Annotated in this window: 22 protein-coding genes; 9 read left to right on the top strand and 13 right to left on the bottom strand. The window is 70.2% G+C overall.

The window, feature by feature from the left end; translation table 11 throughout:
• Position 1: 1 nt before the first annotated feature.
• The 5 genes from AB0H78_RS18110 to AB0H78_RS18090 all read right to left on the bottom strand — a co-directional run bounded on the left by AB0H78_RS18110 (position 2) and on the right by AB0H78_RS18090 (position 6,904).
• Positions 2–184: a DUF6104 family protein gene (locus AB0H78_RS18110; protein WP_161252429.1), complete on the bottom strand. Its 183-nt coding sequence runs from the start codon at positions 182–184 to the stop codon at positions 2–4.
• 84 nt (positions 185–268) lie between these two features.
• On the bottom strand, positions 269–4,075 hold the full coding sequence (locus AB0H78_RS18105; RefSeq protein ID WP_363235401.1) for a multifunctional oxoglutarate decarboxylase/oxoglutarate dehydrogenase thiamine pyrophosphate-binding subunit/dihydrolipoyllysine-residue succinyltransferase subunit: 3,807 nt from the start codon (positions 4,073–4,075) through the stop codon (positions 269–271).
• A gap of 258 nt (positions 4,076–4,333) precedes the next feature.
• Positions 4,334–5,398, bottom strand: coding sequence for a HAMP domain-containing sensor histidine kinase (locus AB0H78_RS18100; RefSeq protein WP_363235646.1), 1,065 nt, complete (start codon positions 5,396–5,398; stop codon positions 4,334–4,336).
• Positions 5,399–5,415: 17 nt separating this feature from the next.
• Positions 5,416–6,153 carry a response regulator transcription factor gene (locus AB0H78_RS18095; RefSeq protein ID WP_363235400.1) on the bottom strand — a complete coding sequence of 246 codons (738 nt, stop codon included), beginning with the start codon at positions 6,151–6,153 and terminating at the stop codon, positions 5,416–5,418.
• An 82-nt stretch (positions 6,154–6,235) separates the two neighbouring features.
• Positions 6,236–6,904: a spermidine synthase gene (locus AB0H78_RS18090; RefSeq protein WP_363235399.1), complete on the bottom strand. Its 669-nt coding sequence runs from the start codon at positions 6,902–6,904 to the stop codon at positions 6,236–6,238.
• A gap of 190 nt (positions 6,905–7,094) precedes the next feature.
• Here AB0H78_RS18090 and AB0H78_RS18085 point away from each other — a divergent pair, with 190 nt between their 5' ends.
• Complete coding sequence (locus tag AB0H78_RS18085) at positions 7,095–7,928, top strand: rhomboid-like protein (protein WP_363235398.1); 834 nt, start codon at positions 7,095–7,097, stop codon at positions 7,926–7,928.
• 31 nt (positions 7,929–7,959) lie between these two features.
• Here the strand turns inward: AB0H78_RS18085 and AB0H78_RS18080 are convergent, their stop codons facing one another.
• The gene (locus tag AB0H78_RS18080) at positions 7,960–8,601 is read right to left on the bottom strand and encodes a GNAT family N-acetyltransferase (protein WP_363235397.1); all 642 of its coding nucleotides are present in this window, start codon (positions 8,599–8,601) and stop codon (positions 7,960–7,962) included.
• Positions 8,602–8,745: 144 nt separating this feature from the next.
• On the opposite strand from AB0H78_RS18080, the gene lon reads away from it, so the two are divergent.
• Positions 8,746–11,145 carry an endopeptidase La gene (gene lon / locus AB0H78_RS18075; protein ID WP_363235396.1) on the top strand — a complete coding sequence of 800 codons (2,400 nt, stop codon included), beginning with the start codon at positions 8,746–8,748 and terminating at the stop codon, positions 11,143–11,145.
• An 86-nt stretch (positions 11,146–11,231) separates the two neighbouring features.
• Here the strand turns inward: lon and AB0H78_RS18070 are convergent, their stop codons facing one another.
• Positions 11,232–12,251 carry a LuxR C-terminal-related transcriptional regulator gene (locus tag AB0H78_RS18070; RefSeq protein ID WP_363235395.1) on the bottom strand — a complete coding sequence of 340 codons (1,020 nt, stop codon included), beginning with the start codon at positions 12,249–12,251 and terminating at the stop codon, positions 11,232–11,234.
• A 149-nt stretch (positions 12,252–12,400) separates the two neighbouring features.
• On the opposite strand from AB0H78_RS18070, the gene AB0H78_RS18065 reads away from it, so the two are divergent.
• Entirely contained in the window at positions 12,401–15,286 is a 2,886-nt protein-coding gene (locus tag AB0H78_RS18065) for a M4 family metallopeptidase (protein WP_363235393.1), read from the top strand.
• A gap of 74 nt (positions 15,287–15,360) precedes the next feature.
• Here AB0H78_RS18065 and AB0H78_RS18060 read toward each other — a convergent pair whose 3' ends face one another.
• A complete protein-coding gene (locus AB0H78_RS18060) occupies positions 15,361–16,185 on the bottom strand; it encodes a lysozyme (protein WP_363235392.1) in 825 nt (274 codons plus the stop codon).
• Between the two features lie 215 nt (positions 16,186–16,400).
• On the opposite strand from AB0H78_RS18060, the gene AB0H78_RS18055 reads away from it, so the two are divergent.
• Positions 16,401–16,883: a MarR family transcriptional regulator gene (locus AB0H78_RS18055; RefSeq protein WP_363235645.1), complete on the top strand. Its 483-nt coding sequence runs from the start codon at positions 16,401–16,403 to the stop codon at positions 16,881–16,883.
• A gap of 16 nt (positions 16,884–16,899) precedes the next feature.
• Here AB0H78_RS18055 and AB0H78_RS18050 read toward each other — a convergent pair whose 3' ends face one another.
• Complete coding sequence (locus AB0H78_RS18050; RefSeq protein WP_363235391.1) at positions 16,900–17,682, bottom strand: hypothetical protein; 783 nt, start codon at positions 17,680–17,682, stop codon at positions 16,900–16,902.
• A 358-nt stretch (positions 17,683–18,040) separates the two neighbouring features.
• On the opposite strand from AB0H78_RS18050, the gene AB0H78_RS18045 reads away from it, so the two are divergent.
• The 5 genes from AB0H78_RS18045 to AB0H78_RS18025 are packed head-to-tail and all read left to right on the top strand — an operon-like array spanning position 18,041 to position 23,338.
• Positions 18,041–20,596, top strand: a complete 2,556-nt coding sequence (locus AB0H78_RS18045) for a nitrate- and nitrite sensing domain-containing protein (RefSeq protein ID WP_363235390.1) — start codon at positions 18,041–18,043, stop codon at positions 20,594–20,596.
• A complete protein-coding gene (locus tag AB0H78_RS18040) occupies positions 20,593–21,090 on the top strand; it encodes a roadblock/LC7 domain-containing protein (protein ID WP_363235388.1) in 498 nt (165 codons plus the stop codon). Before AB0H78_RS18045 ends, AB0H78_RS18040 begins: the two co-directional genes overlap by 4 nt.
• Positions 21,087–21,476 (top strand): DUF742 domain-containing protein, encoded by a 390-nt coding sequence (locus AB0H78_RS18035; RefSeq protein ID WP_363235387.1) that lies wholly within the window; start codon positions 21,087–21,089, stop codon positions 21,474–21,476. Before AB0H78_RS18040 ends, AB0H78_RS18035 begins: the two co-directional genes overlap by 4 nt.
• Complete coding sequence (locus AB0H78_RS18030; RefSeq protein WP_363235386.1) at positions 21,457–22,071, top strand: ATP/GTP-binding protein; 615 nt, start codon at positions 21,457–21,459, stop codon at positions 22,069–22,071. The genes AB0H78_RS18035 and AB0H78_RS18030 overlap by 20 nt, the downstream gene beginning before the upstream one ends.
• 13 nt (positions 22,072–22,084) lie before the next feature.
• On the top strand, positions 22,085–23,338 hold the full coding sequence (locus AB0H78_RS18025; RefSeq protein WP_363235385.1) for a styrene monooxygenase/indole monooxygenase family protein: 1,254 nt from the start codon (positions 22,085–22,087) through the stop codon (positions 23,336–23,338).
• Positions 23,339–23,454: 116 nt separating this feature from the next.
• Here AB0H78_RS18025 and AB0H78_RS18020 read toward each other — a convergent pair whose 3' ends face one another.
• The 4 genes from AB0H78_RS18020 to AB0H78_RS18005 all read right to left on the bottom strand — a co-directional run bounded on the left by AB0H78_RS18020 (position 23,455) and on the right by AB0H78_RS18005 (position 26,713).
• Complete coding sequence (locus AB0H78_RS18020) at positions 23,455–24,621, bottom strand: NlpC/P60 family protein (protein ID WP_363235384.1); 1,167 nt, start codon at positions 24,619–24,621, stop codon at positions 23,455–23,457.
• A gap of 75 nt (positions 24,622–24,696) precedes the next feature.
• A complete protein-coding gene (locus AB0H78_RS18015) occupies positions 24,697–25,026 on the bottom strand; it encodes a hypothetical protein (protein WP_363235383.1) in 330 nt (109 codons plus the stop codon).
• Positions 25,027–25,031: 5 nt separating this feature from the next.
• A complete protein-coding gene (locus AB0H78_RS18010) occupies positions 25,032–25,754 on the bottom strand; it encodes a helix-turn-helix domain-containing protein (RefSeq protein ID WP_363235382.1) in 723 nt (240 codons plus the stop codon).
• Between the two features lie 26 nt (positions 25,755–25,780).
• Entirely contained in the window at positions 25,781–26,713 is a 933-nt protein-coding gene (locus AB0H78_RS18005) for a diiron oxygenase (protein WP_363235381.1), read from the bottom strand.
• Between the last annotated feature and the right edge of the window lie 133 nt (positions 26,714–26,846).

Genomic DNA, 26,846 nt, shown 5'->3' with positions numbered 1-26,846 from the left:
GCTACTCGTCCTCGTCCTCGTCGTCCAGACGCGCCAGCCAGGTGGCCAGGCGCTCGACGGGGACCTCGAAGTCGGGGTTGAGATCGACGAAGGTGCGCAGTTGCTCGGCGAGCCACTCGAAGGTGACCTCCTCCTCGCCCCGCCGCTTCGCCAGTTCTTCGATGCCTCGGTCCGTGAAGTACATGCCACCAGAATAAGTGCAGGAAAACGGCCGGGCCGCACCCCCCGGAGGGGATGCGGCCCGGCCGCGTGACGCTGAAGCGCGCGACTACGCGTCGAACACCTCGTGCACCAGCTGCTCCTGCTCGGCCTGGTGGCGCTTGGCCGAACCGACCGCCGGGGACGAGCTGTGCGGGCGCGAGATGCGGCGCAGGCGCTCGCCGTGCGGGACGTCCGCGCCGACGGCCAGGTCCAGGTGGTCGATCAGGTTGAGCGCGATGAAGGGCCATGCACCCTGGTTCGCCGGCTCCTCCTGGACCCACAGGTACTTCTCGGCGTTCGGGTACTTGGCGATCTCGGCCTGGAGCTCCGCACCCGGCAGCGGGTACAGGCGCTCGAGGCGGATGATCGCGGTGTCCGTGGCGCCGCGCTTCTGCCGCTCGTTCTCCAGGTCGTAGTAGACCTTGCCCGCGCAGAAGACGACCTTGCGGACCGCGGAGGCCTCCACCGAAGCGTCGCCGATGACGGGGCGGAAGCCGCCCGTCGTGAACTCCTCCGCCTTCGACGCGGCCGCCTTGAGGCGGAGCATCGACTTCGGGGTGAAGACCACCAGCGGCTTGTGGTGCGGGTTGTGCACCTGCCACCGCAGGAGGTGGAAGTAGTTCGACGGGAGGGTCGGCATGGCGACCGTCATGTTGTCCTGCGCGCACATCTGGAGGAAGCGCTCGGGGCGTGCGGACGAGTGGTCCGGGCCCTGGCCCTCGTAGCCGTGCGGCAGGAGCAGCGTGACGCCCGAGTGCTGGCCCCACTTCTGCTCGGCGGCCGAGATGTACTCGTCGATGACCGACTGGGCGCCGTTGACGAAGTCGCCGAACTGGGCTTCCCACATGACGAGCGACTCGGGACGGGCCAGCGAGTAGCCGTACTCGAAGCCCATCACCGCGTACTCGGAGAGCAGCGAGTCGTAGACGTTGTAGCGGGCCTGGTCCTCGGAGAGGTAGAGCAGCGGGGTGAAGTCCTCGCCGGTCTCCCGGTCGATGAGGACCGCGTGGCGCTGGCCGAAGGTGCCGCGGCGCGAGTCCTGGCCCGAGAGGCGCACCGGGGTGCCCTCCAGGAGGAGCGAGCCGATGGCGAGGGTCTCGCCCATGCCCCAGTCGATCGTGCCGTCCTCGACCATGGCCGCGCGGCGCTGCAGCTGGGGCAGCAGACGCGGGTGGACGGTGACGCGGTCGGGGATGTTGACCTGCGACTCGGCGATCCGCTTGACGGTCTCCGCGGAGATCGCCGTGTTCACGGCCACCGGGAACGCGGGCTGCGGGTCGGAGAGCTCGGACGACGCGGGTGCCGCGACGGCTTCGCGTACCTCGGCGAAGACCTTCTCCAGCTGGCCCTGGAAGTCCTGGAGCGCCTGCTCCGCCTCTTCGAGGGTGATGTCGCCGCGACCGATGAGGGACTCGGTGTAGAGCTTGCGCACCGAGCGCTTCTTGTCGATCAGGTCGTACATCAGCGGCTGGGTGAACGCCGGGTTGTCCGACTCGTTGTGACCGCGGCGGCGGTAGCAGATGAGGTCGATGACGACGTCCTTGTTGAACGCCTGGCGGAACTCGAAGGCCAGACGGGCAACGCGGACGACGGCCTCGGGGTCGTCGCCGTTCACGTGGAAGATCGGCGCCTCGATCATGCGGGCCACGTCGGTGGCGTACATCGAGGAGCGCGAGGACTCCGGGGCGGCGGTGAAGCCGACCTGGTTGTTGATGACGATGTGGACCGTGCCGCCGGTGCGGTAGCCGCGCAGCTGCGACATGTTGAGCGTCTCGGCCACCACGCCCTGGCCCGCGAAGGCCGCGTCACCGTGCAGGGCGACGGGCAGGACCGTGAAGTCCGTGCCGCCCTTGTTGATGATGTCCTGCTTGGCGCGGACGATGCCCTCGATGACCGGGTCGACCGTCTCCAGGTGGGAGGGGTTCGCGGCCAGCGAGACCTTGATCTGCTCGCCGTCCAGGCCCGTGAAGGTGCCCTGGGCGCCCAGGTGGTACTTGACGTCGCCGGAGCCGTGCATCGACTTCGGGTCGAGGTTGCCCTCGAACTCGCGGAAGATCTGCGCGTACGACTTGCCGACGATGTTGGCGAGGACGTTCAGGCGGCCGCGGTGGGCCATGCCGATGACGACCTCGTCCAGGCGGGACTCCGCGGCGCTGTCGATGACCGCGTCGAGCAGCGGGATGACGGACTCGCCGCCCTCCAGGGAGAAGCGCTTCTGGCCGACGTACTTCGTCTGCAGGAAGGTCTCGAACGCCTCGGCGGCGTTCAGGCGGCGCAGGATCCGCAGCTGCTCCTCGCGCTCCGGCTTGGAGTGCGGGCGCTCGATGCGGTCCTGGATCCACTTGCGCTGCTTCGGGTCCTGGATGTGCATGAACTCGACGCCGGTCGTGCGGCAGTACGAGTCGCGGAGCACGCCCAGGATGTCGCGCAGCTTCATCATCGACTTGCCGGCGAAGCCGCCGACCGCGAACTCGCGCTCCAGGTCCCACAGGGTGAGGCCGTGCTCGATGATGTCGAGGTCGGGGTGCTTGCGCTGCTTGTACTCCAGCGGGTCGGTGTCGGCCATGACGTGGCCGCGGACCCGGTAGGAGTGGATGAGCTCGAAGACGCGCGCGGCCTTGGTGACGTCGTCGTCGTGCGAGACGTCGATGTCCTTGAGCCAGCGGACCGGCTCGTACGGGATGCGCAGGGCCTCGAAGATGTCGTCGTAGAAGCCGCTCTCACCGAGGAGCAGGTTGGCGACGATACGGAGGAACTCGCCGGAGGCGGCACCCTGGACGACGCGGTGGTCGTACGTCGAGGTGAGGGTCATCACCTTGGAGATGCCCAGCTTGTTCAGGGTGTCCTGCGAGGTGCCCTGGAACTCGGCCGGGTAGTCCATCGAGCCGACGCCCATGATGACCGACTGTCCGGGCATCAGGCGGGGGACCGAGTGGACGGTGCCGAGGCCGCCGGGGTTGGTGAGGGAGACCGTCACGCCGGTGAAGTCGTCCATCGTCAGCTTGCCGACGCGGGCGCGCTTGACGATGTCCTCGTAGGCCTGCCAGAACTCGAAGAAGTTCAGGGTCTCGGCCTTCTTGATGCCCGCGACGACCAGCTGGCGGTCGCCGTTGGGCTTCACCAGGTCGATGGCGAGGCCGAAGTTGATGTGCTCCGGCTTGACCAGGGTCGGCTTGCCGTCCTTCTCCATGAAGGAGTAGTTCATCGACGGCATGGCCTTGATGGCCTGCACCATGGCGAACCCGATGAGGTGCGTGAAGGAGATCTTCCCGCCGCGGGCGCGCTTGAGGTGGTTGTTGATGACGATGCGGTTGTCGAAGAGCAGCTTCACCGGAAGCGCACGGACGGACGTGGCCGTCGGCACCTCGATGGAGGCGTTCATGTTCTTCGCGACCGCGGCGGCAGGACCGCGCAGGGTGACGTATTCGGGACCGGCCGGAGCCTCGGTGGCCGGAGCCGCCTGGGCGGGGGCCGCCTTCGCCGGGGCCGGGGCGGCAGCCGCGGGCTTCGCCGCAGGAGCGGCGGGCGCGGTCTGGGCCGGGGCCTGGGCAGGGGTGGCGGGCTTCGCCGGGGCAGGCGCGGCCTGGACCGGAGCCTGAGCCGGGGTGGCCGGAGCGGGGGCTGCTGCAGCCCCCGCGGCTGCGGCGACCGGAGCGGCGGGGGCTGCAGGTGCCTCCGGCGCGGCGGGATTACCCGGCTTGTAGTCGGCGAAGAAGTCCCACCAGGCACGATCGACCGAATTCGGGTCCTGGAGGTACTGCTGGTAGATCTCGTCGACGAGCCACTCATTGGGACCGAAGGCCGCGGCAGGGCTCTTGCCCTGCCCCGCTTGGTCGGTCGAGATGCTCGAGTTACTGGGGGACTGAGACGACACGGCGGTAACCGCCCTCTTCCGCTTCACAAGGTGATGGACAGCGGGAATAAAGGCTACGCCTCTGTGGCCGTGAGGTGCAGACCGGGCTGGCCAACGTCACGTAAGTCACATCGAAACCTGTGTTTCGTGCCTTGAAATGGCGGGAAACAAGCGTGGTTCCGTGCGTTACGGGTACGCGGTGCCGCGGCTGCGACCCCTGGGGCCCGCATCCCACACCCGCTAAGACGCAGAACGTCCGCTTCCGGTTCGAACCCTACGTCAACCGCGTGCGGCAAGCCTGCCCGGAAGAGTGACCTGTATCCGGCAGCCGCGGACCGATTCGGCCACCCCGATCCGGCCGCCGTGCAGGTCCACGGCCCAGCGCGCGATGGCCAGACCGAGGCCCGTACCGCCGTCGCCGTGCCGGGCGTTCCCGCGGTTGAAGCGCTCGAAGACCTGGTGCCACTCCGACTCGGGGATCCCGGGCCCCTCGTCCATGACCTCCAGGGTCAGCGACTCGGGCTGTGCGCCGCGCCGGGCGCGGACGGTGACCCGGCCGTGCGGCGGGGAGTGCTTGACCGCGTTGTCGATCAGATTGGCCACCACCTGGTGCAGCCGCTCCGCGTCCGCGTGCGCGGTCAGCTCGGGCGGCGAGACGTCCAGGTGCAGATGGACGTCGGTACGGGTGTGCTGGCCGCCGGAGCCCCCGGAGGAGGCCCGCTGGGCCGCGGCGAGGTTCGCCTCTTTCAGTACGCCCGAGAGGTACGGCCAGACCTCGAAGCGGTGGGCCTTGAGCGGGACCACGCCGTTGTCGAGCCGGGACAGGTCCAGGAGCGTCTCGACCAGCCGGCCCAGGCGCTCCGTCTGCTTCAGCGCGGTGCGCATCGTCGCGGGGTCGGCGTCCGAGACCCCGTCCACGACGTTCTCCAGGACCGCGCGCAGCGCGGCGATGGGGGTGCGCAGCTCGTGCGAGACATTGGCCACCAGCTCCTTGCGGTGCCGGTCGACCGCCTCCAGGTCCTCGGCCATGCGGTTGATCGTCGTGGCGAGCTCGCCGAATGCGTCGCGGCGGTCGGCGCCGCGCACCCGGCGCGTGTAGTCGCCGTGCGAGATCGACCGGGCGACGGTGTTCATCTCGTCGAGCGGGGAGGCGAGGGCGTGCGCCGCGAACTGGGTGATCAGCACCGAGGCGATCACCGAGAAGATCGTCACGAAACGCAGTTCGATCTTCGCGGTCAGGGCAGCCGTCAGCAGGCCGGTGGTGGTCAGGACCGAGACGACCACCAGGGTGGCGAGTTTGGTCCTGATCGAGATGGAGCGCTTGCGCGTCCCCGCCCGCACCATCCCCGTGCGCACGCCGGTCATGGCGCCGGGGTCTCCAGGGCGTAACCCACACCGTGGACGGTACGGATCCGCTCCGCGCCGATCTTCCGGCGCAGCGCCTTGATGTGGCTGTCGACGGTCCGGGTGCCCGACGCGTCCGCCCAGTCCCACACCTCGGCGAGCAGCTGCTCGCGCGAGAGGACCGCGCGCGGCGTGTTCGCCAGGCAGACCAGCAGATCGAACTCGGTGGGAGTGAGGTGGACGTCCTCGTTGCGCACCCGCACCCGGCGCTGTGCGTGGTCGATCTCCAGCTCGCCGAGGCGCAGGATTCCGCTGCGCGGTGTCGAGGCGGCGATCGTCGCCCGCTCCACCCGGCGCAGCAGCACGTGCACCCTGGCCGCCAGTTCACGCATCGAGAACGGCTTGGTCATGTAGTCGTCGGCGCCCACGCCGAGTCCGACCAGCATGTCGGTCTCGTCGTCGCGTGCCGTGAGCATCAGGACGGGCACCGGCCGCTGCGCCTGGACGCGGCGGCAGACCTCCAGTCCGTCGAAGCCCGGCAGCATGACGTCCAGGACCATCAGGTCCGGCTGCCACGCCTCGGCCGCGTCCACTGCCGCGGGTCCGTCGACGGCCGTCTGCACCTGGAAGCCCTCGGCGCGGAGCCGGGCTGCGATGGCGTCGACGATCGTCGCGTCGTCCTCGACGACGAGCACCCGGCGCTGGGCGCCCGGCGTTGCCGCGACGCCGTTGTGGGTGGTGTGTGTCTGCTCCATCGCCCGCCCCTGCTGCTGTGCTTTCGCAACGTGCTTGGTCTTAAGGTCGTTCAGCAGACTAGAGGCAGTGGCGGCGTCCCGGCTACGCAGGGCGAACACCGAGATGGACCACGTCAGGGACGCCTCGGGCAACCATGATCTCTTCGGTTCTTACGTGCTCAAATCCGGCATTCCGCATAGCCGCTTCGAAGGCTTCGGACGGCTGCGCGGACCACACGGCGAGGATTCCGCCCGGTTTGAGACGGTCGTGGCAGGCGGCGAGTCCTTCGGGGCCGTAGAGGCTGCCGTTTCCGTCGGTAACCGTCCAGTCGGGTCCGTTGTCGATATCCAGACAGAGCGCATCAAAGCGCTCATCATTGGTCTGGACAAATACGACGAGATCGGTGGGCAGGATCACAGTCCTCGGATCGGCGATCGCGGCCCCCGAGATCCGCGCGAGCGGCCCGTCCAGATGCCAGTCGATGATGGCCTGTTCCCGCTCGACGACCGCGATGCGTCCCCAGCGGGGGTCGGCCGCCGCGTGCGCGAGCGAAAATCCGACGCCGAGGCCGCCGATCAGGACGCTCGGCCCGCTCCGGTCCGCGAGGGCGTCCAGCGCGACGTCGATCAGCAGCCGCTCGGAACGGCCGTCCGAAGTGTCCATCAGAAAGCACCCGTTGGCGATGATTTCGTAGTGTTCGCCCCGGCTGCGCAGCACGACCTCGCCGTACGGGCCCTCGCGCCGCTCCACCGTGCGCACCTCTGTCTGCACACCGTTGACGGTGATCGCCTCCTCGGCACGGCGCTGCGCGGACGCCGCTCAAGTCCCATTGGTTGCTCTGTGCGTTGCCTGTGTGGCGCACGTCATAGACGTGGCCGGAGGCTATCGCGGAGAGTGCGCGTTGTACGAGTGAGTTTGTGACGCATGAGGACGACGAGCAGACAGAGGGGGCCTGGGCTCAATGCACCCTGTACGTACGCGCACTGTGCTGGACGGCATCCCGTCCCAGCGCGGCGGCGCCACCGCCGGACCCGTGCCCGCCTCCGGGGCGGCCGGCGCGGACCCCGCCACCTTCGCGGTCGCTCCGGACGCCTCGCTCCCCGCTCTTCCCCCGGCGGCCGCCGTACGACGCCCGTGGCGGCGCCTGTCGAAGCTGCTGCCCACGCCCGCGGGGACCCCGTTCACCTTCGGCTACGCGCTGGTCCTGCTCGCCACGTCCCTCTTCGCCGACCATGCCGACCCCGGCATCGTCGGCGACCTGCTGCGCGGTTCCAGCACCGATGTCGCCCACCTCGCCCAGACCCCGCTGCTCGCCCTGGTGGGCAGCGCCCTGTGGATCGCGGGCGGCCTGCTCACCCCGTACGCCGTCGGATTCCTCTTCGTCCTCACCGCGCTGGAGCGCCGCATCGGCGGCCGGCGCGCGGTGGGGATCTTCCTTTTCGGCCATGTGACGGCGACCCTCGCCACCGAACTCCCGGTGGGCTTCTCGGTCGTCGCGGGCCACCTCCCCGACTCCTCGCTGCACCGCCTCGACTACGGCATCAGCTTCGGCCTGATGACCAGCTTCGGCGCTCTCGCGGGCCTGGTCGCGCCCCTGCTGCGGTGGTCGGCGCTCGGGGTGCTGACGGTGGTGCTCGTCCAGGACCTGCTGTCCTTCGCCGATCCGCTCACCGGCTGGGGGCATCTGATGGCGCTGGCGATCGGTGTCGCCTGCTGGCCGCTGGTGCGGCGGTGGAACCGGGTGCGGGAGCGCGAGGCCGCCCGTACCGCACCGGGCAGTGCCGTTACCGCTTGACGTAGCGCGGGCCGTGCGGGATCGGGGGTGCTCAGCGCTCGTCCGGCGCGAAGTACAGGCTGGCCATGGGGGAGAGCGTGCGCCAGCCCAGCGCCGTGTAGAGGGCCTCGCCCTCGGGGGTGCCGACCAGGACGCCGGTCGTGGCGCCCGCTTCGTACGCCGTGTTCTGCAGCGTCCGCATCACCAGCGATCCCAGGCCCTTGCGCTGATGCGCGGGCGCCGTCTCGATCTGGTCGGCCACGGCGGTGGTGCCGGTCGGGGCGATCTGGCCGCGCGCGGCGAAGTGGCCCTCGGGCGTACGGACCAGGACGCGGGTGACGCCGCCGCGGGTCCAGGAGGTGAGGGTGTAGCCGGCCGGGACCTGGGGGCGGGCGGGGGAGAGGTCCACCGTCATCAGGAAGCCGGGCTGGTCGAACCGCCAGCCGGGGCCGAGCCAGGGCCGTACCGTCGCGTCGTCCGCGAAGAGTTTCAGCCAGGTGCCGGGGGCGGTCGTCGCGGCGACCAGTTTGCGGACGGTCGGCTCGTCCGGGGCGGGCACCACATGGCGTGCGACGTGCTTGGCCTGGCCGACGTCGATGGTGAAGCCCCACGGCTCGGCGATCGGGTCCGAAGTCCCGCGCGACACGATCCAGCCCTTGATCCAGGCCTCCACGCCCTCTGCAACCCGCTCCATGACACCCTCCCGAAGGTAATAGTCAGTACCGCTGAAGGGATATTACATAGCCGCATCGCTGAGAGCGAACATTCTTTGGGGAACATCCTGGGGCTCCCGAGCATTGAGTCGGCATAGCTCAAGTTCACTGCCTAAGGGGAGATCATGGCTTCCACGTCCACACCGCTCACCTTGCCCGTGCTGCCCCTCGACGACGAGGTCGTGCTGCCGGGAATGGTGGTGCCCCTGGACCTGTCCGACACCGAGGTACGCGCAGCCGTGGAGGCCGCGCAGGCCGCCGCCCGTTCCACTGGCAACAAGCCGCGGGTGCTCCTCGTTCCCCGTATCGACGGTACGTACGCGAGCACCGGAGTCCTCGGCACCGTCGAGCAGGTGGGCCGGCTCTCCGACGGCGACCCCGGCGCGCTGATCAAGGGCCGCGGCCGGGTGCGGATCGGGGCCGGGACGACCGGGCCCGGCGCGGCCCTGTGGGTCGAGGGGAGCGAGGTCGAGGAGGTGCTCCCCGAGCCGCTGCCCGGATCCGTCACCGAACTGGTCAAGGAGTACAAGGCGCTCGCCACCAGCTGGCTGAAGAAGCGCGGCGCCTGGCAGGTCGTGGACCGCGTCCAGCAGATCGACGGCGTCTCCGCCCTCGCCGACAACTCCGGCTACTCACCCTTCCTGACCACCGCCCAGAAGGTGGAGCTCCTGGAGACCGCCGACCCGGTCGCCCGCCTCAAGCTCGCCGTCGGCTGGCTGAGCGAGCACCTGGCCGAGCAGGACGTCGCCGAGTCCATCGCCAAGGACGTCCAGGAGGGCGTCGACAAGCAGCAGCGCGAGTTCCTGCTGAGGCGCCAGCTGGAGGCCGTACGCAAGGAGCTCGCCGAAATCAACGGCGACCCCGAGGACGAGTCCGACGACTACCGGGCGCGCGTCGAGGCCGCGGATCTCCCGGCGAACGTGAAGGAAGCCGCCCTCAAGGAGGTCGACAAGCTGGAGCGCTCCTCCGACCAGTCCCCCGAGGGCTCCTGGATCCGCACCTGGCTGGACACCGTCCTCGAACTCCCGTGGAACGAGCGGACGGAGGATGAGTACGACATCCAGGGCGCCCGGACGATCCTCGACGCCGAGCACGCCGGCCTGGCCGACGTGAAGGAGCGCATCACCGAGTACCTCGCGGTGCGCAAGCGCCGTGCCGACCGGGGCCTCGGCGTGGTCGGCGGGCGGCGCGGCGGGGCCGTGCTCGCGCTGGTCGGGCCTCCTGGGGTCGGAAAGACCTCGCTGGGCGAGAGCGTCGCGCACGCCATGGGCCGCAAGTTCGTACGGGTCGCACTCGGCGGCGTACGCGACGAGGCGGAGATCCGCGGTCACCGTCGTACGTACGTCGGCGCGCTCCCCGGCCGCATCGTCCGCGCGATCAAGGAGGCCGGGTCGATGAACCCCGTCGTCCTCCTCGACGAGATCGACAAGGTCGGCTCCGACTTCCGCGGCGACCCCGCCGCAGCGCTCCTCGAAGTCCTCGACCCCGCCCAGAACCACACCTTCCGCGACCACTACCTGGAGGTCGAACTCGACCTCTCCGACGTGGTGTTCCTCGCCACGGCGAACGTCCTGGAAGCCATCCCGGAGGCGCTGCTCGACCGTATGGAGCTGGTGCGCCTGGACGGCTACACGGAGGACGAGAAGGTCGTCATCGCCCGCGACCACCTGCTCCCGCGCCAGCTGGAGCGGGCAGGCCTGGAGGCCGACGAGGTCACCCTCTCGGAGTCCGCGCTGCGCAGGCTGGCGGGCGAGTACACGCGTGAGGCAGGCGTACGGAACCTGGAGCGTTCCGTCGCCCGGCTGCTCCGCAAGGTGGCGGCCCAGCACGAACTGGGCGAGCGGGAGCTCCCGTTCACCATCAAGGACGCCGATCTGCGCGGGCTCATCGGCCGGCCCCATCACGTCCCCGAGTCCGCCCAGGACCCGGCCGAGCGCCGCACCGCGGTGCCCGGCGTGGCCACCGGGCTCGCGGTCACGGGCGCGGGCGGCGACGTCCTGTTCGTGGAGGCGTCCCTGGCCGACCCGGAGACGGGCGCGGCCGGCCTGACCCTGACGGGCCAGCTCGGCGACGTCATGAAGGAATCGGCGCAGATCGCGCTCTCCTTCCTCCGCTCGCACGGGGCCGAACTGGAGCTCCCGGTCACCGACTTGAAGGACCGGGGCGCGCACATCCACTTCCCGGCTGGCGCGGTCCCCAAGGACGGCCCGAGCGCGGGCATCACCCTGACGACCGCACTCGCCTCGCTGCTGAGCGGGCGGCTCGTCCGTACGGATGTGGCGATGACCGGTGAGGTGTCGCTGACCGGGCGGGTCCTGCCGATCGGCGGCCTGAAGCAGAAGCTCCTCGCCGCGCACCGGGCGGGCATCACCACCGTGGTGATCCCCAAGCGGAACGAGGCCGACCTGGACGACGTACCCGCCGAGGTCCTGGACACCCTGGACATCCACCCGGTGACGGACGTACGTCAGGTCCTGGAGATCGCGCTGGCACCGGCGGAGCTGGCGGTGACGGTGGCCGCCTGACGGTGGCGAGCGGACAGCGAGGGCCCGCACCCCCATCTCGGGGGATGCGGGCCCTCAGCGCGCTCGCGTGAGGCGCGCGACGCGCCTCACGCGGTCAGCCAGCCCTTGAGCGTCGCCTGCACTCCGGCCTGGAAGCGGGTCTCGACATTCAGGACCTGCATCAGGCGGCTGATGCGGCGGCGCACCGTATGCACATGCATGTCCAGGCGCCGGGCGATCGCCTCGTCCTTGAGCCCTGAGGCGAGCATGGTCAGCAACTCGCGCTCCTCGTCGGTGATCTGGCCCTCTTGAGCGGAACTGATGGGCGCCGCCCTCTCCCAGACGGCCTCGAAGAGCGGCACCAGGGCGTTGCTCAGGAGGGCGTCGCTCACCACCAGGGCCGAGGCCGTCGGGTCGGCCGCGTCGGTCGGCGGGAGCAGGGTCATCCGACGGTCGACGGATATGAGTTTGGTCGGAAGGTCGGTGCCCATCCGGATCTGGACGCCTTGCGCGGCCAGTTCGTTGAGCCCCCGTGCGCGGCCCTGGAAGCTCAGACCCTCCCGGTCCACGACGGCCCGCACCTGCACCCCGCGTCGCATCGCTTCGGTGAAGTCCAGCGGGGCGGGCATGCCGTCCGCCGCGCTCGCCGCATAGGGCGGACGGTCCAGGAGTGCCACCTCCTGGGTCGCCGAGACCAGCATCGCGCCCACGCGTTCGGCGATGGCCTTGCTGCCGCGGATCGATTCGACGCCGAGTGAATGGGGGCTGTGTGCCGTACGCAGCAGCCGGTCGGCGATCCGGTCCACGGATCCGGTCAGCTCTTCCAAATCCGCCGATTTGCGCAGGAGTTCCGCCTGGTGCAGATGGATCAGGTTGCGCAGGGCGGTCGCCGGGGCGACGGCTCCGGGCAGGGCGGGGGCGGTCCCGTGGGCGGGCGGCAGGGTGAAGCCGCGGTCGGCGAGCAGTCCGAGAGCGGCCGAGACGCGGCGGGCGGAGAGACCCAGTGACCGGGCGAGAGAGACGCGGGTGCGGGGCGAGGGTGCGTCCAGCAGTGCCTCGTACACCCGGAGTTCATCGGTTCCGAGCCCGAGGGCCTGCCATTGTGCATCCCATTCGTCCCTGACCACGCACTGATCTTCACCCGTGTGCGCAGGCCACACAAGTGTGCACGTACACAAGTTGGCACCCGGGACGCATTGTTCACACCCCTGTTCCGGTACTTGCATGTCGGCATCCGATATCCGTTCATGCAGCAGTGCCACCGGAGGGGACCCCCGTGCGGAGTTCAGAACGCAGATCAGCAGCCCGAGCAGGAGGGGCGGCGCGCGGCGCACGCCGCTCCGGCGGGATATCCGTCGGCCACGGTGTGGCGGCTCTGCTCGCCGCCGCGGGCCTGGTGATGACCGGTATGCCGGCCGCCCAGGCGGCAACGGGTACGGACACGACCGGTACGGCTGTCGTCGCGGGCGACGGCACCTCCGCCACTGACACCCCGGCGCTGGTCACCGGGCTGAACGAGACCGCGGATGCCTCGGTCAGCGCGGCCGACGCGGCGCGCGGGCACCTCGCGGGGAAGAAGGGCCGCTACCACATCGCGGACACCTCGTCGAAGGACCTGGCGACGGTCAGCACCGACAGCCAGGGCGGCCGGGAGACCGTCCGCCTGCAGCAGAAGTACAAAGGCGTGACGGTCATGGGCGGCGAGTACGTCGTCCGTATGGACAAGAAGGCCGGCAAGCGCACGGTCACCGGCACCTCTGGCAAGTACTTCACCCAGCTGAAGCTCGCCACGGTCACCCCGAAGGTGTCGGAGGACACGGCGGTCCAGCGCGCGATCGGCGCGGTCACCTCGCAGCTCGGCAGTGCCCCGCTGCGCGCCCCGGCCAAGGGCGCGAAGCCCGGCACCACCCAGCTCACCGGCACGGCCGGCGAACTGACCATCCTGCCGCAGGGCACCGGCGTGCTCACCCGCCACATCACCGTCACGGGCGTCAACCCGGCCGACGGCACGGCGGTCAAGCAGGAGGTGTACGTCGACGCGCACTCCGGCTTCCCGCTGCTGCAGTACAGCGGCATCCAGACGTTCGGCTCGACGGACACCCGGGCGAGCGCCGCGGGTGCGACCGCGGCGACCCCGGACGACGCCTCCGCGCCGGCCGCCACGTCGTTCGTCGTCAAGGGCACCGGCACCCGCTACAACGGCCAGAAGGTCGATCTCAACCTGTACAAGGGTTCCGACGGCACCTACCAGATGTACGACTACGGCTTCCGGGACGCCGCCACCCCGTACACCGGGCCGCTGCTGCAGACCTGGGACGCCAAGGGCGCCGACGTCTCCAGCGCCTCGGGCGTCTGGCCGTCCGCCGCCAAGATCGTCAGTTCGGCCACTACGGACCTCGGCGCGGACTACACCAACTCCGGTGTGGTCGACGCCCACTGGGCCGCGAACAAGGTGTACGCGTACTACAAGGACAACTTCGGCCGTAAGGGCCTCGACGACAACGACGGGTACATGTACTCGATCGTCGGCGTCACCGCCAACGGTCAGCCGTACGACAACGCCTTCTGGGACGGCTCCAAGATGGTGTACGGAAAGGGCGGCGGCGACTACCGCACCTTCTCCGCGGACACCGACGTCGTCGGCCACGAGATGACCCACGCCGTCACCCAGCACACCGCCAACCTCGTCTACGCCGGGCAGTCCGGCGCGATGAACGAGGCGATCTCCGACTACTTCGGCAACGCCATCGACCTGGAGGCCAACGGCCAGTCGATGGACGACCCCGACGCCGGTCTGCTCGGCGAGGACCTGTGCACCACGCTCAGCCCGCGCGAGTGCGCCCTGCGCGACCTGAACGACGGCGCGACCACGTCGAAGAACTTCATCGGCGCCTCCTACCGCAGTGACAACGGCGGTGTGCACCTCAACTCCACGATCTTCTCCGGCGCACTGTGGGACATCCGCCAGGACCTCGACCCCGCGCTCGCCGACAAGATCGTCTACCGCGCCCTGAGCGCGTACATGACGCCGCTCGACGGCTTCACCGAGGGCCGCGCCGCGGTCATCGCGGCCGCTCAGGAGCTGGGCGCCACCAAGGCCCAGATGACGGCCGTCAAGCGGGCGTTCGCCGCGCACGGCATCGTGCCCGGCTGGGAGACGGCGATCGGTGTCGACACCGACACGCTGCTGACCAAGGACAATGTCGCGGGCACCGGCGTCGGCGCGGGCGGCGGCAAGTACGCGGTCTCGCGCTCCAACGAGGACGGCAGCGAGCCCTACTCGGTCTGGGTCGGCAACACCAGCGGCAAGGGCCAGCCGCAGCTGATCAGCGGCAACAACGGTGACTTCAACGTCTACGCGGCCACCGACGGCAAGAACGTCGTATGGGCCGACTACGGGCCCAACGACGTCCGCATCAAGGTGCGCCCGGTCGGCGCCGGCATCGAGAAGACCCTCGCCGGGTTCGGCTCCGACGTCTCCTCGCTCGCCATCGACGGCGACTACGTCACCTACACCGTGATCGATCCCTCGAGCGGTCTCAGCCACGTCGGCTACACCCGGCTGAGCACCGGCAAGAGCGGCCTGGTCGACAACGGTACGTACCAGCAGACGGCTCTTCCGTCGCTGAAGGACGGCAAGATCGCGTACGCCAAGATGTGGCCCGAGTCGAGCGGCTACAAGCTCGGCGTCGAGGTCTTCGACACGGCGACCGGTACCAAGACGCTGATGCCGGTCGACAAGAACAAGCTGATGGGCGTCGGCCAGACCGCCGTCACCGACGACGGAGTCTTCTGGATCGACGACCAGGACATCACCGACACCGGCCAGGCCGCCGTGATGCGCGCGGGCGTCGACGGCAAGAACCTCGTCACCATCACCCCGGAGGCGGGCGCGGGTTCCCTGTACGCCTACTCCCTCACGGCCTCGGACGACGCGGTCACCGTCACCACGCTGCCCCCGGCCACCTCCTATGCCAATGAGACGCTGCCGAAGCTCTATCAGATCGCGTCCGACGGCAAGGGCGGCGCGCAGCGCATGTCCTGCAACCGCGGCGACCAGGTCTACGCCTCAGCGGACGAGGGCCAGCGCGTCCTGTGGCTGGACGGCACGACCGGCTGGACGAACCTCGTGAAGCGGGACCGTCCGGCGGGCAACTGCTGACCTGAGCTCTCGCTCATGAACACAACGGCCGGACTCCCCAAGGGAGTCCGGCCGTCGGGCATGCCGTACGCAGGTCAGCCGTTGGCCAGCGCCTGGACGCGGGACAGGTCGCCGTTGAAGTGGCTGTGGTCACCGACCGTGGGGCCGGTCGACGTGTACTGCCACATCGTCTGGACTCCCCAGCCGGCCGGCAGCGTGCCGACGGCGGAGGCGTAACGGGCCACCCAGAGCGGGTTGATGGACCCGAAGGAGGCCGAGTTGCCCGTGCACTGCGTCCACCAGCTGGTGGCGGTGTAGATCACCGGGTCGCGTCCGGTCTTCGCCTTGTAGGTGTTGACGAAGTCCTTGATCCAGCTCACCATCGAGGCCGCGCTCTTGCCGTAGCAGGCGGCGCCGTACGGATTCCACTCGATGTCCAGCGCACCGGGAAGCGTGCGTCCGTCCTTCGACCAGCCACCACCATGGGCGATGAAGTAGTTGGCCTGGGTGGCGCCGGTCGTGGTGTCGGGGGTGGCGAAGTGGTACGAGCCGCGGATCATCCCGACGTTGTACGAGCCGTTGTACTGCTGCGCGAAGTACGGGTTGGTGTAGGAGTTGGACTCCGTGGCCTTCACATAGGCCCACTTCACGCCGGAGCTCCACAGCGTCGACCAGGCGACGTTGCCGTTGTGGCTGCTGGTGTCCACGCCTTCGGTCTGGGTGACCTGGGGGGTGATCCCACCGGTCTGGACGCCGTCGTGTGCGGCGACCCCCATCCCCAGCCATGCGGTGCCGCGGGCGGGCACCTGGGCGGCACCCGCACTGCCGGGAAGGGCGAGAATGAGGGCGAGGACTGCGAGGAGGATCCCTGCCGCGACGATGTGCGGGCGGCCTACGGTTCCGGATCTGTGCACGGGCATGTACATGCCTCCGAAAGGCTCGGTGGTGCTCGGTGGGGGGAAGAGCAGTGACTGAGCAGTGGTGCGGCAACGAAGCTACGCACGTAGACCGGTGTGGCGAAAGAGGGCCTGGATGCTGCCGATGGTCTACTCCTGCGAAATACTGACGGAGCTGCGGCGATGTCGGCCGCTGAAAGAAACTTTCACGATCGGGAAAGCTCGGGATGGGTGCTGACGTGCACGAGAGTGGTACGGGGAGTGAAGCGGAGCCCACGGCCGGAAGTGGTGTGGACCAGGAATTTCTGGCACTGGAGCGGGAGTTGACCGTTTTCCTCCGCCGCGCCAGAGCCTCGTCGGGCGAGATGTCGCGCGAGGTCCACCCCGATCTGGAGGCCGCCGCCTACGGACTGCTCGTCTGCCTCGACGAGTGGGGTGGCCAGCGGGCGACCGATCTGGCCGCGTACATCGGCATCGGCAAGGCGACCGTGAGCCGTCAGCTCCGCGCCCTGGAGGACCTCGGTCTGGTGCGGCGCGAGCCCGACCCGGTCGACGGCAGGGCCTTCCGGATCGACCTCACCGGCGAGGGCCGGGAGCGGCTGCGCAGGGTGCGGGACGCGCGCCGGGCGACGTACATGACGAAGATGGACGGCTGGGACCGGAGCGAGGTCGCCGAACTGGCCCGCCTGCTCCACCAGTTCAACGCCCGCGCGGCGGATTGATCCCTCGCGGCCGACGCTACGGCTCCAGGAACACCGCGGTCGCGTCGTCGTGCGTCTTGCTCCGCCGCAGGTACCTGCGCTCCGTGTCCCCGTCCTCCAGGGCCCGCACCCGGTCGATCAGCCCCTGCGGCCCCTCCTTGCGCAGTACGCCGAAGCAGTCGGCCCAGTCGCCCTCGCCGAACTTCTCCACCCAGCGGCTCGCCCCGTCGGTGAGCGCCGCCAGGGCCCGTACCTCCGCCAGCGGCACCCGTCCCGTGACCGCCCGTACGGCCACCGAGGGGTCCGCGGCCGCCGTGAAGAAGCCGCCCTCCTGATTGCGCGCCGTGTCCGCCGTCGCCTCCGTGGCCAGCAGCGCGCGCGGCAGCCGGTCCAGGCGGTCGTCGAGCACCGCCCGTACGCCGCCCTCCGGGTCCTCCAGGAGCAGTACGGAGTCCGACAGCACCAGGTACTCGAGCCAGGCCGCGTCCCAGCGCGCCGCGACCACCGTTGCCTGAGGGGTACGTGCGTGAGAAAGGTCACAGGTTACGGAGTGGGTCTCCGCGGTGCGCCGGATTGCCTCGGACAGGATCTCAGGGAGCGTCATATCCCGCCGCGAACCGGACAGTTCGACCATCGCGCCCCCGAGCCGGGCCGTGAACCACGGCACCCCGTGCACGCACCCGTCGTCCCCCGCGGGCGGTGTCACGCCGTCCAGCAGAACGAGCGCGCCGCCGCCGCCCGATGCGGGCAGGACCGTACCGCTCCAGTCCTCGTTGGGCCGTGCGGGATCTCCGGGGATGGTGCCGAGTTCGATGCGCATGGCGAGAAGTCTGCACGACGCCTTCACGGCACGAGCACAGCGAGGGCGGGGGCGGAGAGGTGCGCGCCCTGGTCTGAACCAGCAGGTCAACCACCCCGATCCGAGCGGAAGAAGCCCCTCCGGGAAGCTGCGGGCGCGCATCCTGCCAAAGCCGCTCCCGAAGATCCAGCCGGGCCGCCGGCTCCGCCCCGCGCACGCCGATCGCAGAGTTGTTCGCCAACTCGGCTGTGATGTTCACTCGTTCGGGTGGCCCACCCGACGATGCACGCCCCCTCGCCACAGCCACTGAAATGGTCAGGAGCCATGCCAGGGACGGGGGTTCTCTTGTGTGACCAGCGAGTCAAGGATGCGAGCACCGATGCGGAACAAGTGGCCTCGGGGCAGTAACGACCCGCGCACCATGCGCGTGCGCAGAAGGCTCGTGGCAGGTGTCGCCGTCGTCGGGATCACCGTCCTCGCCGCCGGAGCCCCCTCGGTCGTCACCGCCTCGTCCGAAGTGTCGGACGCCCAGCACCTGGTGGACCTGGCCGCTCTCAACCAGCAGGCCGTCTCCCTGGCGCACACCCTGGCCGACGAGCGCGACGACGTGACCGTCTACATCGCCGCGGGCCGCGACGGGAAGAAGCCGGAGACCGGCGGAGTCGACCGGGCGATCGACGAGATCAGCGTGGAAGAGGCCGGCGCCCCGGACAGCCTGCGCCGCGACCTGGCGGACGTCCCCGGTATCCGGCGTACGGCACTGACGGGCAAGGGCACCGCCCTGGACGCCCAGCGGGCCTACTCCGAGGTCGTCACCAAGCTCCAGGACCTCGCCGAGCAGCTCTCTGAGCAGACGCCGCCCGAAGCCGCCGCGACCACCCGCGCGCCCCTCGCACTGGCCCGCGCCGTCGACCAGGCCTCCGCCACCCGCGGTCAGCTGCTCGCCGCGTTCGCCGTCCCGCGCCCGCCCAAGGAGACGGTCTACGACCCCGTCACGGGCACCTACGTCACCCGGCAGAAGTCCGATCCGGGCAGCGCGACCCGCGACGCCCTGAGCGCCGCCGCCCAGCAGTCCAGGGTCCGCGAACTCGGCGCGCTGGCCGACTTCGACCAGGCCGCGCAGCCCGACGCCCGCGAATCCCTGGCCGCCACGGTCTCCGGCACCGAGGTCAACAGCGCCGAGCGCTATCTGACCCGCCTCGCCGACCAGCCGCAGCTCTCCTCGGCCGACCTGAAGACCAGCCGCACCAAGCTCGACGACGCGCTCTCCGCCAGGACCGACCAGATGCGCAGCGTCGAGTCGACGCTCGGCGTGCAGCAGGAGCAGCGTCTCGCGAAGCTGCGCGACGACAAGGTCACCGATCTGGAGATCCAGATCGCCGAGACCGTCGCCCTGATGCTCCTGGCGATCGGCGTCTCCACCGCCGTGGCCCGCACCCTCACCCGCCCGCTCGCCGTCCTGCGCATCGGCGCGGCCCGGCTGGCCGCCGACCCCGAGGCGGAGGAGCCGGTCCGCTTCACCGGCCGCAACGACGAGTTCGCCCAGGTCGTACGGTCCCTGAACACCCTGCACGGCAAGCTGCTCGCCGCCGGCTCCCGGGCCCAGTCCCTCGTGGGCGACCACGGCCAACTGGCCGCCGAGCGCGAGGTGCTGGCCGCCGAGCGCGCCGAGCTCGAAGCCCGTACGGTCGACCTGGAGGCGCACGCGGCCAAGGTCGCCGCCCAGCTGGACCAGCTGCGCTCCACGGTCCACTCCACCTTCGTCAACCTCGCCCTGCGCAGCCTCGGCGTCGTCGACCGCCAGCTCACCGTCATCGAGTCCCTCGAAGAGCGCGAGCAGGACCCCGAGGGCCTCGCGACCCTCTTCAAGCTCGACCACATGGCGACCGTGCTGCGCCGCCACAGCGAGAACCTCCTGGTCCTGGCAGGCGCGGAGCACGGCAACAGCCACGGCGGCGCGGTCCCGCTCGTCGACGTACTGCGCGCCTCCGTCTCCGAGATCGAGCGCTACGAACGCGTGGCCATCCAGTCGCTCCCGCCGCACGCCCAGGTCGCGGGCTTCGCCGCCGACGACATCAGCCACCTGGTCGCCGAACTCCTGGAGAACGCCACCTCGTTCTCGCCGCCCGACGCCCAAGTGCAGCTCTCCGCCTGGATGCTGGAGAGCGGCGAGGTGATGATCTCGGTCCAGGACGAGGGCATCGGCATGGCCGCCGCCCGCCGCACCGAGATCAACGCCCGCCTCGCCGCCCCGGACCCCGAGGCCGCGGACACCACCACAGGCCTTGGCCTGCACGTGGCGGCGCTGCTGGCCGCACGTCATGGCGTACGGGTCGAGCTGCGCGAGCAGCAGCAGGGCGGCACGGCCGCGGTCGTGGTCCTGCCCCCCGCCCTGCTCCCGACCGAGCCGCCGGTCCTCGCCGCCCCGCGCCGCGCCCCGGTGCCGGGCGCCGCGCCCGCGCTGAATCTGCCCGGTCAGGTGGCGGAGGCCAACTCCAACGCGCTGCCGGCCGTGCACCGTGCCGTGTCGCCGTACGAGATCGGCCCCGACGCCCACGACCGCACGCCCGAACCGCAGCTGGACGAGCCGACGTTCACGATGCGTCGCCCGGAGGCGCCGACCGCACCGGAGCCCGCACCCGAGGCGGCCCACGCGGCGCCCGCAGCCCCCGTGCCGGCCGCCACGACGGCTAAGGGCCTCCCCAAGCGCACCCCGAAGATCACCCGCCCCGAAGGGGCAGCCGCACCCGCCACGCGCCCCGCCGGGGTCGACGCCGAAGCCCTGCGCCGCAGGCTCGGAGGCTTCCACCAGGGAGCCAAGGACGGCCGCAGAGACGTACAGGCCGAGATCGACGACATCGACGCGATGAACGAGACCGATTCCGATTCCGATTCCGATGACGCGGGGGACAGTGTCGAGGAGGCACGCAGTTGACCGCTCCCAGCACATCCGGCACACCCGGCGCATTCGGCCTGAGCAGTGAAGCCCGCAATCTCCACTGGCTGTTGCGGAACCTCGTGGAGGAGGTGCCGGGGGTCCACTCGGTCACGGTCGTCTCCTCCGACGGCCTGATGCTGCTCTCCTCCGAGCCCGACCAGGCAGGCGGCGCCCCTCAGGCGTACGGCAACAGCCCCAAGGGCTCGTCGGCCGACCTCGCCACCATCGTCTCCGGCATCGCCAGCCTCACCGTCGGCGCCGCCAAGCTGATGGACGGCGGCGGCGTCAAGCAGACGATGGTCGCGATGGCCGAGGGCAGCGTCTTCGTCATGGCCATCAGCGACGGCTCGCTCCTTGGCGTACATGCCACGCCCGACTGCGACATGAGCGTCGTGGCGTACCACATGGCGCTCTTCGTCGGCCGCGCCGGACATGTCCTGACCCCCGAACTCCGCAGCGAGCTGCGCCAATCGATGGAGAGCACCAGGTGACACCGCCCGTACCCCAGCTGCCCTCCCGCCGCCCCGCGCGCGTACGCCCGTACTCGCTCACCGGCGGTCGCACCAAATTCGGCCACGTCCTGTTCGTGGAGACCTTCGTGGCCGCGCTGGACGCGGCGCCGACCCGCCCCGAACTGCTCGGCGGCGGCCCGAGGCACCTCATGCCGGAGATGCGGGCGATCGTCGAGATCTGCCGCCGGATGCGTACGGTCGCCGAGATCTCCGCGCTCCTGAAGATGCCGCTCGGCGTCGTCCGCGTACTCCTCAGCGACCTCGCTGACCAGGGAAAGATCCGTGTGTACGGAACCGGGCACGGCGAAGGCCAGCCCGACCGTGCGTTGCTCGAAAGGGTGCTGAATGGTCTCCGCCGTCTCTGAAGCCCAGGCCGACGAGAACATCCAGCCCTGGCAGAACGACCGGACCAGGGCCCCCGTCTCCACCAAGATCGTGGTGGCGGGAGGCTTCGGCGTGGGCAAGACCACCTTCGTCACCGCGGTCTCGGAGATCACCCCGCTGCAGACCGAAGCGCTGATGACGCAGGCGAGCGAGGACACCGACGACCTCGCGGCGACACCGGAGAAGCTGACGACGACGGTCGCCATGGACTTCGGCCGCATCACGCTCGACGACGACCTCGTCCTGTACGTCTTCGGCACGCCTGGCCAGCAGCGCTTCTGGTTCATGTGGGACGACCTGGTGCGCGGCGCGATCGGCGCGGTGGTCCTTGCGGACACCCGCCGGCTGGCGGACTGCTTCCCGGCCCTCGACTACTTCGAGAGCTGCGGCCTGCCCTACGTGGTGGCGGTCAACCACTTCGAAGGCACCCCGGGCTTCGAGCCGGACGACGTACGCGAGGCCCTCACCATTCCCCGTCACGTCCCCGTCCGGATCATGGACGCGCGAAATCGCATCACGGTGATCGAGTCCCTGCTGACCCTGGTCGGCCACGCACTCGACGCCACCCCCGAATAGGAGCAGCCCCGCCATGCGGAAGATACTCATCGTCGGAGCCGGCCAGTCCGGGCTCCAACTCGCCCTCGGTCTCCAGTCGCAGGGCTACGAGGTCACCCTCATGTCCAACCGCACCGCGGACGAGATCCGGGGCGGCCGGGTCATGTCGACCCAGTGCATGTTCGACACCGCGCTGCAGCACGAGCGGGACCTGGGGATCAACTTCTGGGAGTCGCAGGCGCCGAGGATCGAAGGCCTGGGCGTCTCGGTCGCAGGTCCCGAGTCCCAGCGGGTGATCGACTGGGTGGGCAAGCTCGACGGCTACGCCCAGTCGGTCGACCAGCGGGTGAAGATGGCCGGCTGGATGGAGACCTTCGCGCAGCGCGGCGGCCAGCTGGTCATCCACGGGGCGGCAGTCTCCGACCTGGACTTCTTCGCCCGGACGTACGACCTGGTGATGGTCTCGGCGGGCAAGGGCGAACTGGTCTCGATGTTCGGCAGGGACGCTTCACGCTCCCCGTACTCCGTCCCCCAGCGCGCGCTCGCCGTCGCGTACGTCCACGGCATGGGCCCGCGCCCCGAGCACCCCGACTTCGACGCGGTCCGCTGCAACCTGGTCCCCGGCGTGGGTGAACTCTTCGTCATGCCGACGCTGACGACGACGGGCCGGGCGGACATCCTCTTCTGGGAGGGCGTCCCGGGCGGCCCGCTGGACGCGTTCCAGGGCGTCAAGGACCCGTCGGACCACCTGGCGCTCACGCTCGAACTCATGGAGAAGTTCACGCCGTGGGAGTACGCGAGGGCGACGAAGGTCGAACTCACGGACGCGAACGGCACGCTGGCCGGCCGCTACGCCCCCACGGTCCGCAACCCCATCGGCCGCCTCCCCGGCGGCGGCCTGGTGCTCGGCGTCGCGGACGTGGTCGTCGCGAACGACCCGATCACGGGTCAGGGCTCCAACTCGGCGTCCAAGTGCGCGGCTTCGTACCTGTCCTCGATCGTCGAGAGGGGCGACGCGCCCTTCGACGAAGCGTGGATGCAGCAGACGTTCGACGGCTACTGGAACACGGCCCAGCACGTCACCAAGTGGACGAACGCGATGCTGGGTGTTCCGCCGGAGCACGTGCTGAACCTGATCGGCGCGGCGGGCCAACTCCAGCCGGTGGCCGACCGCTTCGCGAACGGGTTCAACAACCCGGCGGACTTCGAGAACTTCTTCTATGACCCGGAGAAGACGGGTGCGTATCTGGCGGAGGTCGGGGCGGCGGCGGCGACGCCGGCAGCGTAGCGGGCGGGCGGGTCCGGGGGCGCTGCCCCCGGACCTCCGAAAAATCAAGCCCGTCCGGCGATTGAGGACACGCGGCCGAAGGTCGCCTACGGGGGTGCAGGGGGCGCAGCGCCCGCTTACCGGGGGTCGGGGGTCTGGGGCGCAGCCCCAGTTTCGGGAAGGGGCGGGGCTGGGGAAATCTCCGGCACCACCGGCGGCGCATACGACGCCACCGGCATCGCCCGCCCCCCAGGATCCGGCCGCACAGCCCCCAGCAGAGGATTCGACGCGATCGGCGACACCTTCACCCGATCCCCGGGCCGCGGCGCCTGCACCACCATCCCGCCCCCCAGATAGATCGCCACATGCGTGGCCTTGGGGAAGTAGACGACCAGGTCCCCAGGCCGAAGCGCCCGCAGGGACACCCGCGGCAACTGCGCCCACTGCTCCTCGCTCGTCCGCGGAATCACCCGCCCCGCATGCGCCCACGCCTGCGACGTGAGCCCCGAACAGTCGAACGAAGAGGGCCCCTCCGCCCCCCACACGTACGGCTTCCCGATCTGCCGGACCGCGTACTTCAGCGCGGAGTCCCCCTCCACGGAGGGCGCCCGCGCAGCCACCCCCGGCGATCCCCCCAGCACCCCGGACCCGATCAGCGTCCGCTGAGCCCCGTCCACGGACGCCTGCTCCAGCCGCGCCACATCGGCCAGTTGCTCCGCGGTGAGCGAGGCCAGCAGCGCCTCGACCGCCTTGAGCCGGCTCTGCACCCCGTCCCGCAGCCGCTTCTGCTTCGCCGCGAGCACCTGCTCCGTGTCCAGCGCCTGCTGCGACCGCGCCGCCAGCCCGCTCGCCGCCTTCTCGGACCCCTCCAGGCGTGACACCCGTGCCAGCCGCTCCGACGAGGCCCGCTCGATCTGATGCCCCTGGTCGATGAACTCCTGAGGGCTGCGCGCGAGCAGCAGCTGCAGATAGTCCGAGAGCCCGGTCTGCCCCTGGTACTGCTCCCGGGCCATCCGCCCGATCTCGCTCCGCCCGCCCGCCAGCGAGATCCGTACCTTGGCGAGCTGCGCATCGAGCCGCTTGGTCTCCGCGGTCTGCGCCTTGAGATCGGCGGCGGTGGCGTTGTACGTCTCGCTGGCCTCCTCGGCCTGCTGGTACAGGGTCTGCAGCTCGCTCAGCGCGCCCGCGACCGTGGTGGGCTGTGGGTCCACGGGTGGGTCCACAGGCACCGCGAAAGCCGGTGCCGCCGCGACCACCGTCGCCATGGCCGCCGTACAGATGGACCGGAGAAGTCGCCCTGACATCCCATCACCTCCGCCCCGACCATGGGGTGATGGCGTCAGGACCGCCTCATGGGTGACCGATTCGGCCCAACGAGGTCACTCGGTCCGGTCCATCCCCGGCGTGGCGTCCGGCTTGACCGCAGGGTCCGGTTTCGACCAGGGCCACTTCACACCGGATGGCGGTTTGCCCTCGGGGGAGTGGACATACTTCCACCGCCGGGTGAGCCCGACCCGCTTCGCGGACTGCCCCGCAGGCGTCCGTACGTACACGAGCACGGTCGGCGCCCCGCCGTCGTCGTCCGGCACCGGCACCTTGTACAGCTTCGGCGGGTGCCCGGTGGCCCCGAGCAGCACGGGCAGCACGCGCCCGTCCAGCGGCCCGCCTTCGAAAGGGGTGTCTTCGCTCTTCACCCCACCAGTGTCCATCACGGTCACAGCAGGTGGGCGGCCTCGCCGACGACGGGGATCACCCGCCGGGCGAGCACCCCCGCCGAACCCTCGGCCGTCTCCAGCGCCAGCGCGGCCTTCACCGCTTCGGCGGCCTGCGCGTCGGTCGCGGCGGTGACGGTCAGCAGTCCCACCAGGTGGTCGACGAGCCAGTCGCGCAATTCGGCCCGCGGCGGCTGCTTCTCCTCGTCGAGCCAGATCAGTGAAGCCGCCTCGACGGCGGCGATCCACGTCCGGACCATCATCCGCAGCCGGGGCCCGGGGCCGGGTATCCCGAAGTGGACGAGGATCTGCTCGGCTGCGGCCCGCCGCACCTCGTCGACGATCGCGCTCGTACGGGACGTCTCGGCGACGGAGCCGCCTTGGAGCAGCGCGGAGAACCCGGTGTCGTGCTCGTCCACAAAGGTCAGATACCGGTCGAGGGCCCTGGTGAGGCGCAGGGTGAGCGGCCCGCTCTGCGCCTCGGCGAAGCACTGCTCCAGCTCGTCGGCCGCGGAGCGGAGCGCGGCCTCGTACAACTGCTGCTTGCCGCCGGGGAAGTAGCGGTAGACGAGCGGCCGCGACACCCCGGCCGTCTCGGCGACCTCGTCGAGGGAGACGTCCTCGGGCGCCCGGTGGGCGAAGAGGGACAGCGCGGCGTGGAGGAGCTGTTTGCGGCGCTCCTCGACGCTGAGCCGTCGGTAGGCGGGGACTGCTGCGGGGGTCACTCCCGCAGCGTAAGCCCGTATGCCGGCTACTTGGCCAGCAATCCCGAGCTCACCCACAGCCGCCGCCCGACCCCCTGCAGGACCCCGATGTCATCGAGAAAGTCGGTCAGCCGCTTCGCGCCGCTCTGCATGACCTCCGCGCGGTGGCCGCTCGCCTTCACCTGGGCGACGGCCGCGCGGCGGTCGAGCCCGACGTTCGTGTACACCTGCGGGTTGATGAAGCAGGTGGAGAAGACCCGGGCGGCCTCTCCGCAGCTGACCCGGGTCAAGTGCTGCTCCCAGCGCGGTGCGGTGACCATCTGGCGCCGCAACTCCTCGCGTGCATACCGCACATGGCGTGCTTCCTCGACCACATGGATACGGGTCACCCCGCGCACCAGGGTCTGCACGCGCTCGTCCGGGAAGGTCAGCCGCTGCATGTAGTCGAGGATCTCCTCGCCGAGCAGAGTCGCGGCGAACGATCCGGGCGTCGTGGAGACGGTCTTCAGGACGCGCGCCAGATTGTGGTAGAAGCGCGGCACCGGATAGCTCGGAGCCTCGCCCTTCTCGATCATCTTCGCGAACATCATCGAGTGCCGGCATTCGTCGGCTATCTCGGTCAGGGCGTAGCGCACATGCTTGCTGGTCACGGACTTGTCGAAGATGTGGCGTACGAGCAGTTGCATCAGGATGATCTCGAACCAGATCCCGAGCGCGGCGATCGAGGCGGCCTCGTGCCGGGCGAGGTCCATGCGCTGGTCCTCGCTCATCCTGCGCCACATCGGGGTGTCGTACAGCGACACCAGCTCCGGCGGCCAGAACCACTTCCCGTCCTCGATCGGCGCTTCCCAGTCGAGTTCCTTCTCGGGGTCGAAGGAGTGCTTGGCGGACGACTCCAGCAGCCGCTCGGCAACCTGTTCGCGGTCCCGGAGGAGGCCGAGGGCGTCGCGGAGCACTTCGCGTTCGGTCACGGTGGTCATCTCTGAGAACACCTCATGCGATCGGGCGGGGGTCTGGGGGTGTCCCCCGGAGGGCACAGTCCGGGGGTCACGTCTTATGAGACTGCGTGTCAGCAAGCTCGTCAATCCCTCACGCACGACTTGTTGACCCGGC

Origin of the sequence: Streptomyces sp. NPDC050738 (assembly GCF_040654175.1) — a bacterium.
In the GTDB taxonomy this organism is placed as follows: domain Bacteria; phylum Actinomycetota; class Actinomycetes; order Streptomycetales; family Streptomycetaceae; genus Streptomyces.
The sequence above is the reverse complement of the archived record's forward strand: the minus strand, read 5'-3'. Positions and strand labels throughout refer to the sequence as shown.

Bases quoted from the DNA above. Each gene is read 5' to 3' on its own strand.
- AB0H78_RS18110 (WP_161252429.1), bottom strand. From the start codon at position 184: ATGTACTTCACGGACCGAGGCATCGAAGAACTGGCGAAGCGGCGGGGC.
- AB0H78_RS18100 (WP_363235646.1), bottom strand. From the start codon at position 5,398: ATGGTGCGGGCGGGGACGCGCAAGCGCTCCATCTCGATCAGGACCAAA.
- AB0H78_RS18095 (WP_363235400.1), bottom strand. From the start codon at position 6,153: ATGGAGCAGACACACACCACCCACAACGGCGTCGCGGCAACGCCGGGC.
- AB0H78_RS18085 (WP_363235398.1), top strand. From the start codon at position 7,095: ATGCACCCTGTACGTACGCGCACTGTGCTGGACGGCATCCCGTCCCAG.
- AB0H78_RS18080 (WP_363235397.1), bottom strand. From the start codon at position 8,601: ATGGAGCGGGTTGCAGAGGGCGTGGAGGCCTGGATCAAGGGCTGGATC.
- lon (WP_363235396.1), top strand. From the start codon at position 8,746: ATGGCTTCCACGTCCACACCGCTCACCTTGCCCGTGCTGCCCCTCGAC.
- AB0H78_RS18060 (WP_363235392.1), bottom strand. From the start codon at position 16,185: ATGCCCGTGCACAGATCCGGAACCGTAGGCCGCCCGCACATCGTCGCG.
- AB0H78_RS18050 (WP_363235391.1), bottom strand. From the start codon at position 17,682: ATGCGCATCGAACTCGGCACCATCCCCGGAGATCCCGCACGGCCCAAC.
- AB0H78_RS18045 (WP_363235390.1), top strand. From the start codon at position 18,041: ATGCGGAACAAGTGGCCTCGGGGCAGTAACGACCCGCGCACCATGCGC.
- AB0H78_RS18030 (WP_363235386.1), top strand. From the start codon at position 21,457: ATGGTCTCCGCCGTCTCTGAAGCCCAGGCCGACGAGAACATCCAGCCC.
- AB0H78_RS18025 (WP_363235385.1), top strand. From the start codon at position 22,085: ATGCGGAAGATACTCATCGTCGGAGCCGGCCAGTCCGGGCTCCAACTC.
- AB0H78_RS18020 (WP_363235384.1), bottom strand. From the start codon at position 24,621: ATGTCAGGGCGACTTCTCCGGTCCATCTGTACGGCGGCCATGGCGACG.
- AB0H78_RS18015 (WP_363235383.1), bottom strand. From the start codon at position 25,026: ATGGACACTGGTGGGGTGAAGAGCGAAGACACCCCTTTCGAAGGCGGG.
- AB0H78_RS18005 (WP_363235381.1), bottom strand. From the start codon at position 26,713: ATGACCACCGTGACCGAACGCGAAGTGCTCCGCGACGCCCTCGGCCTC.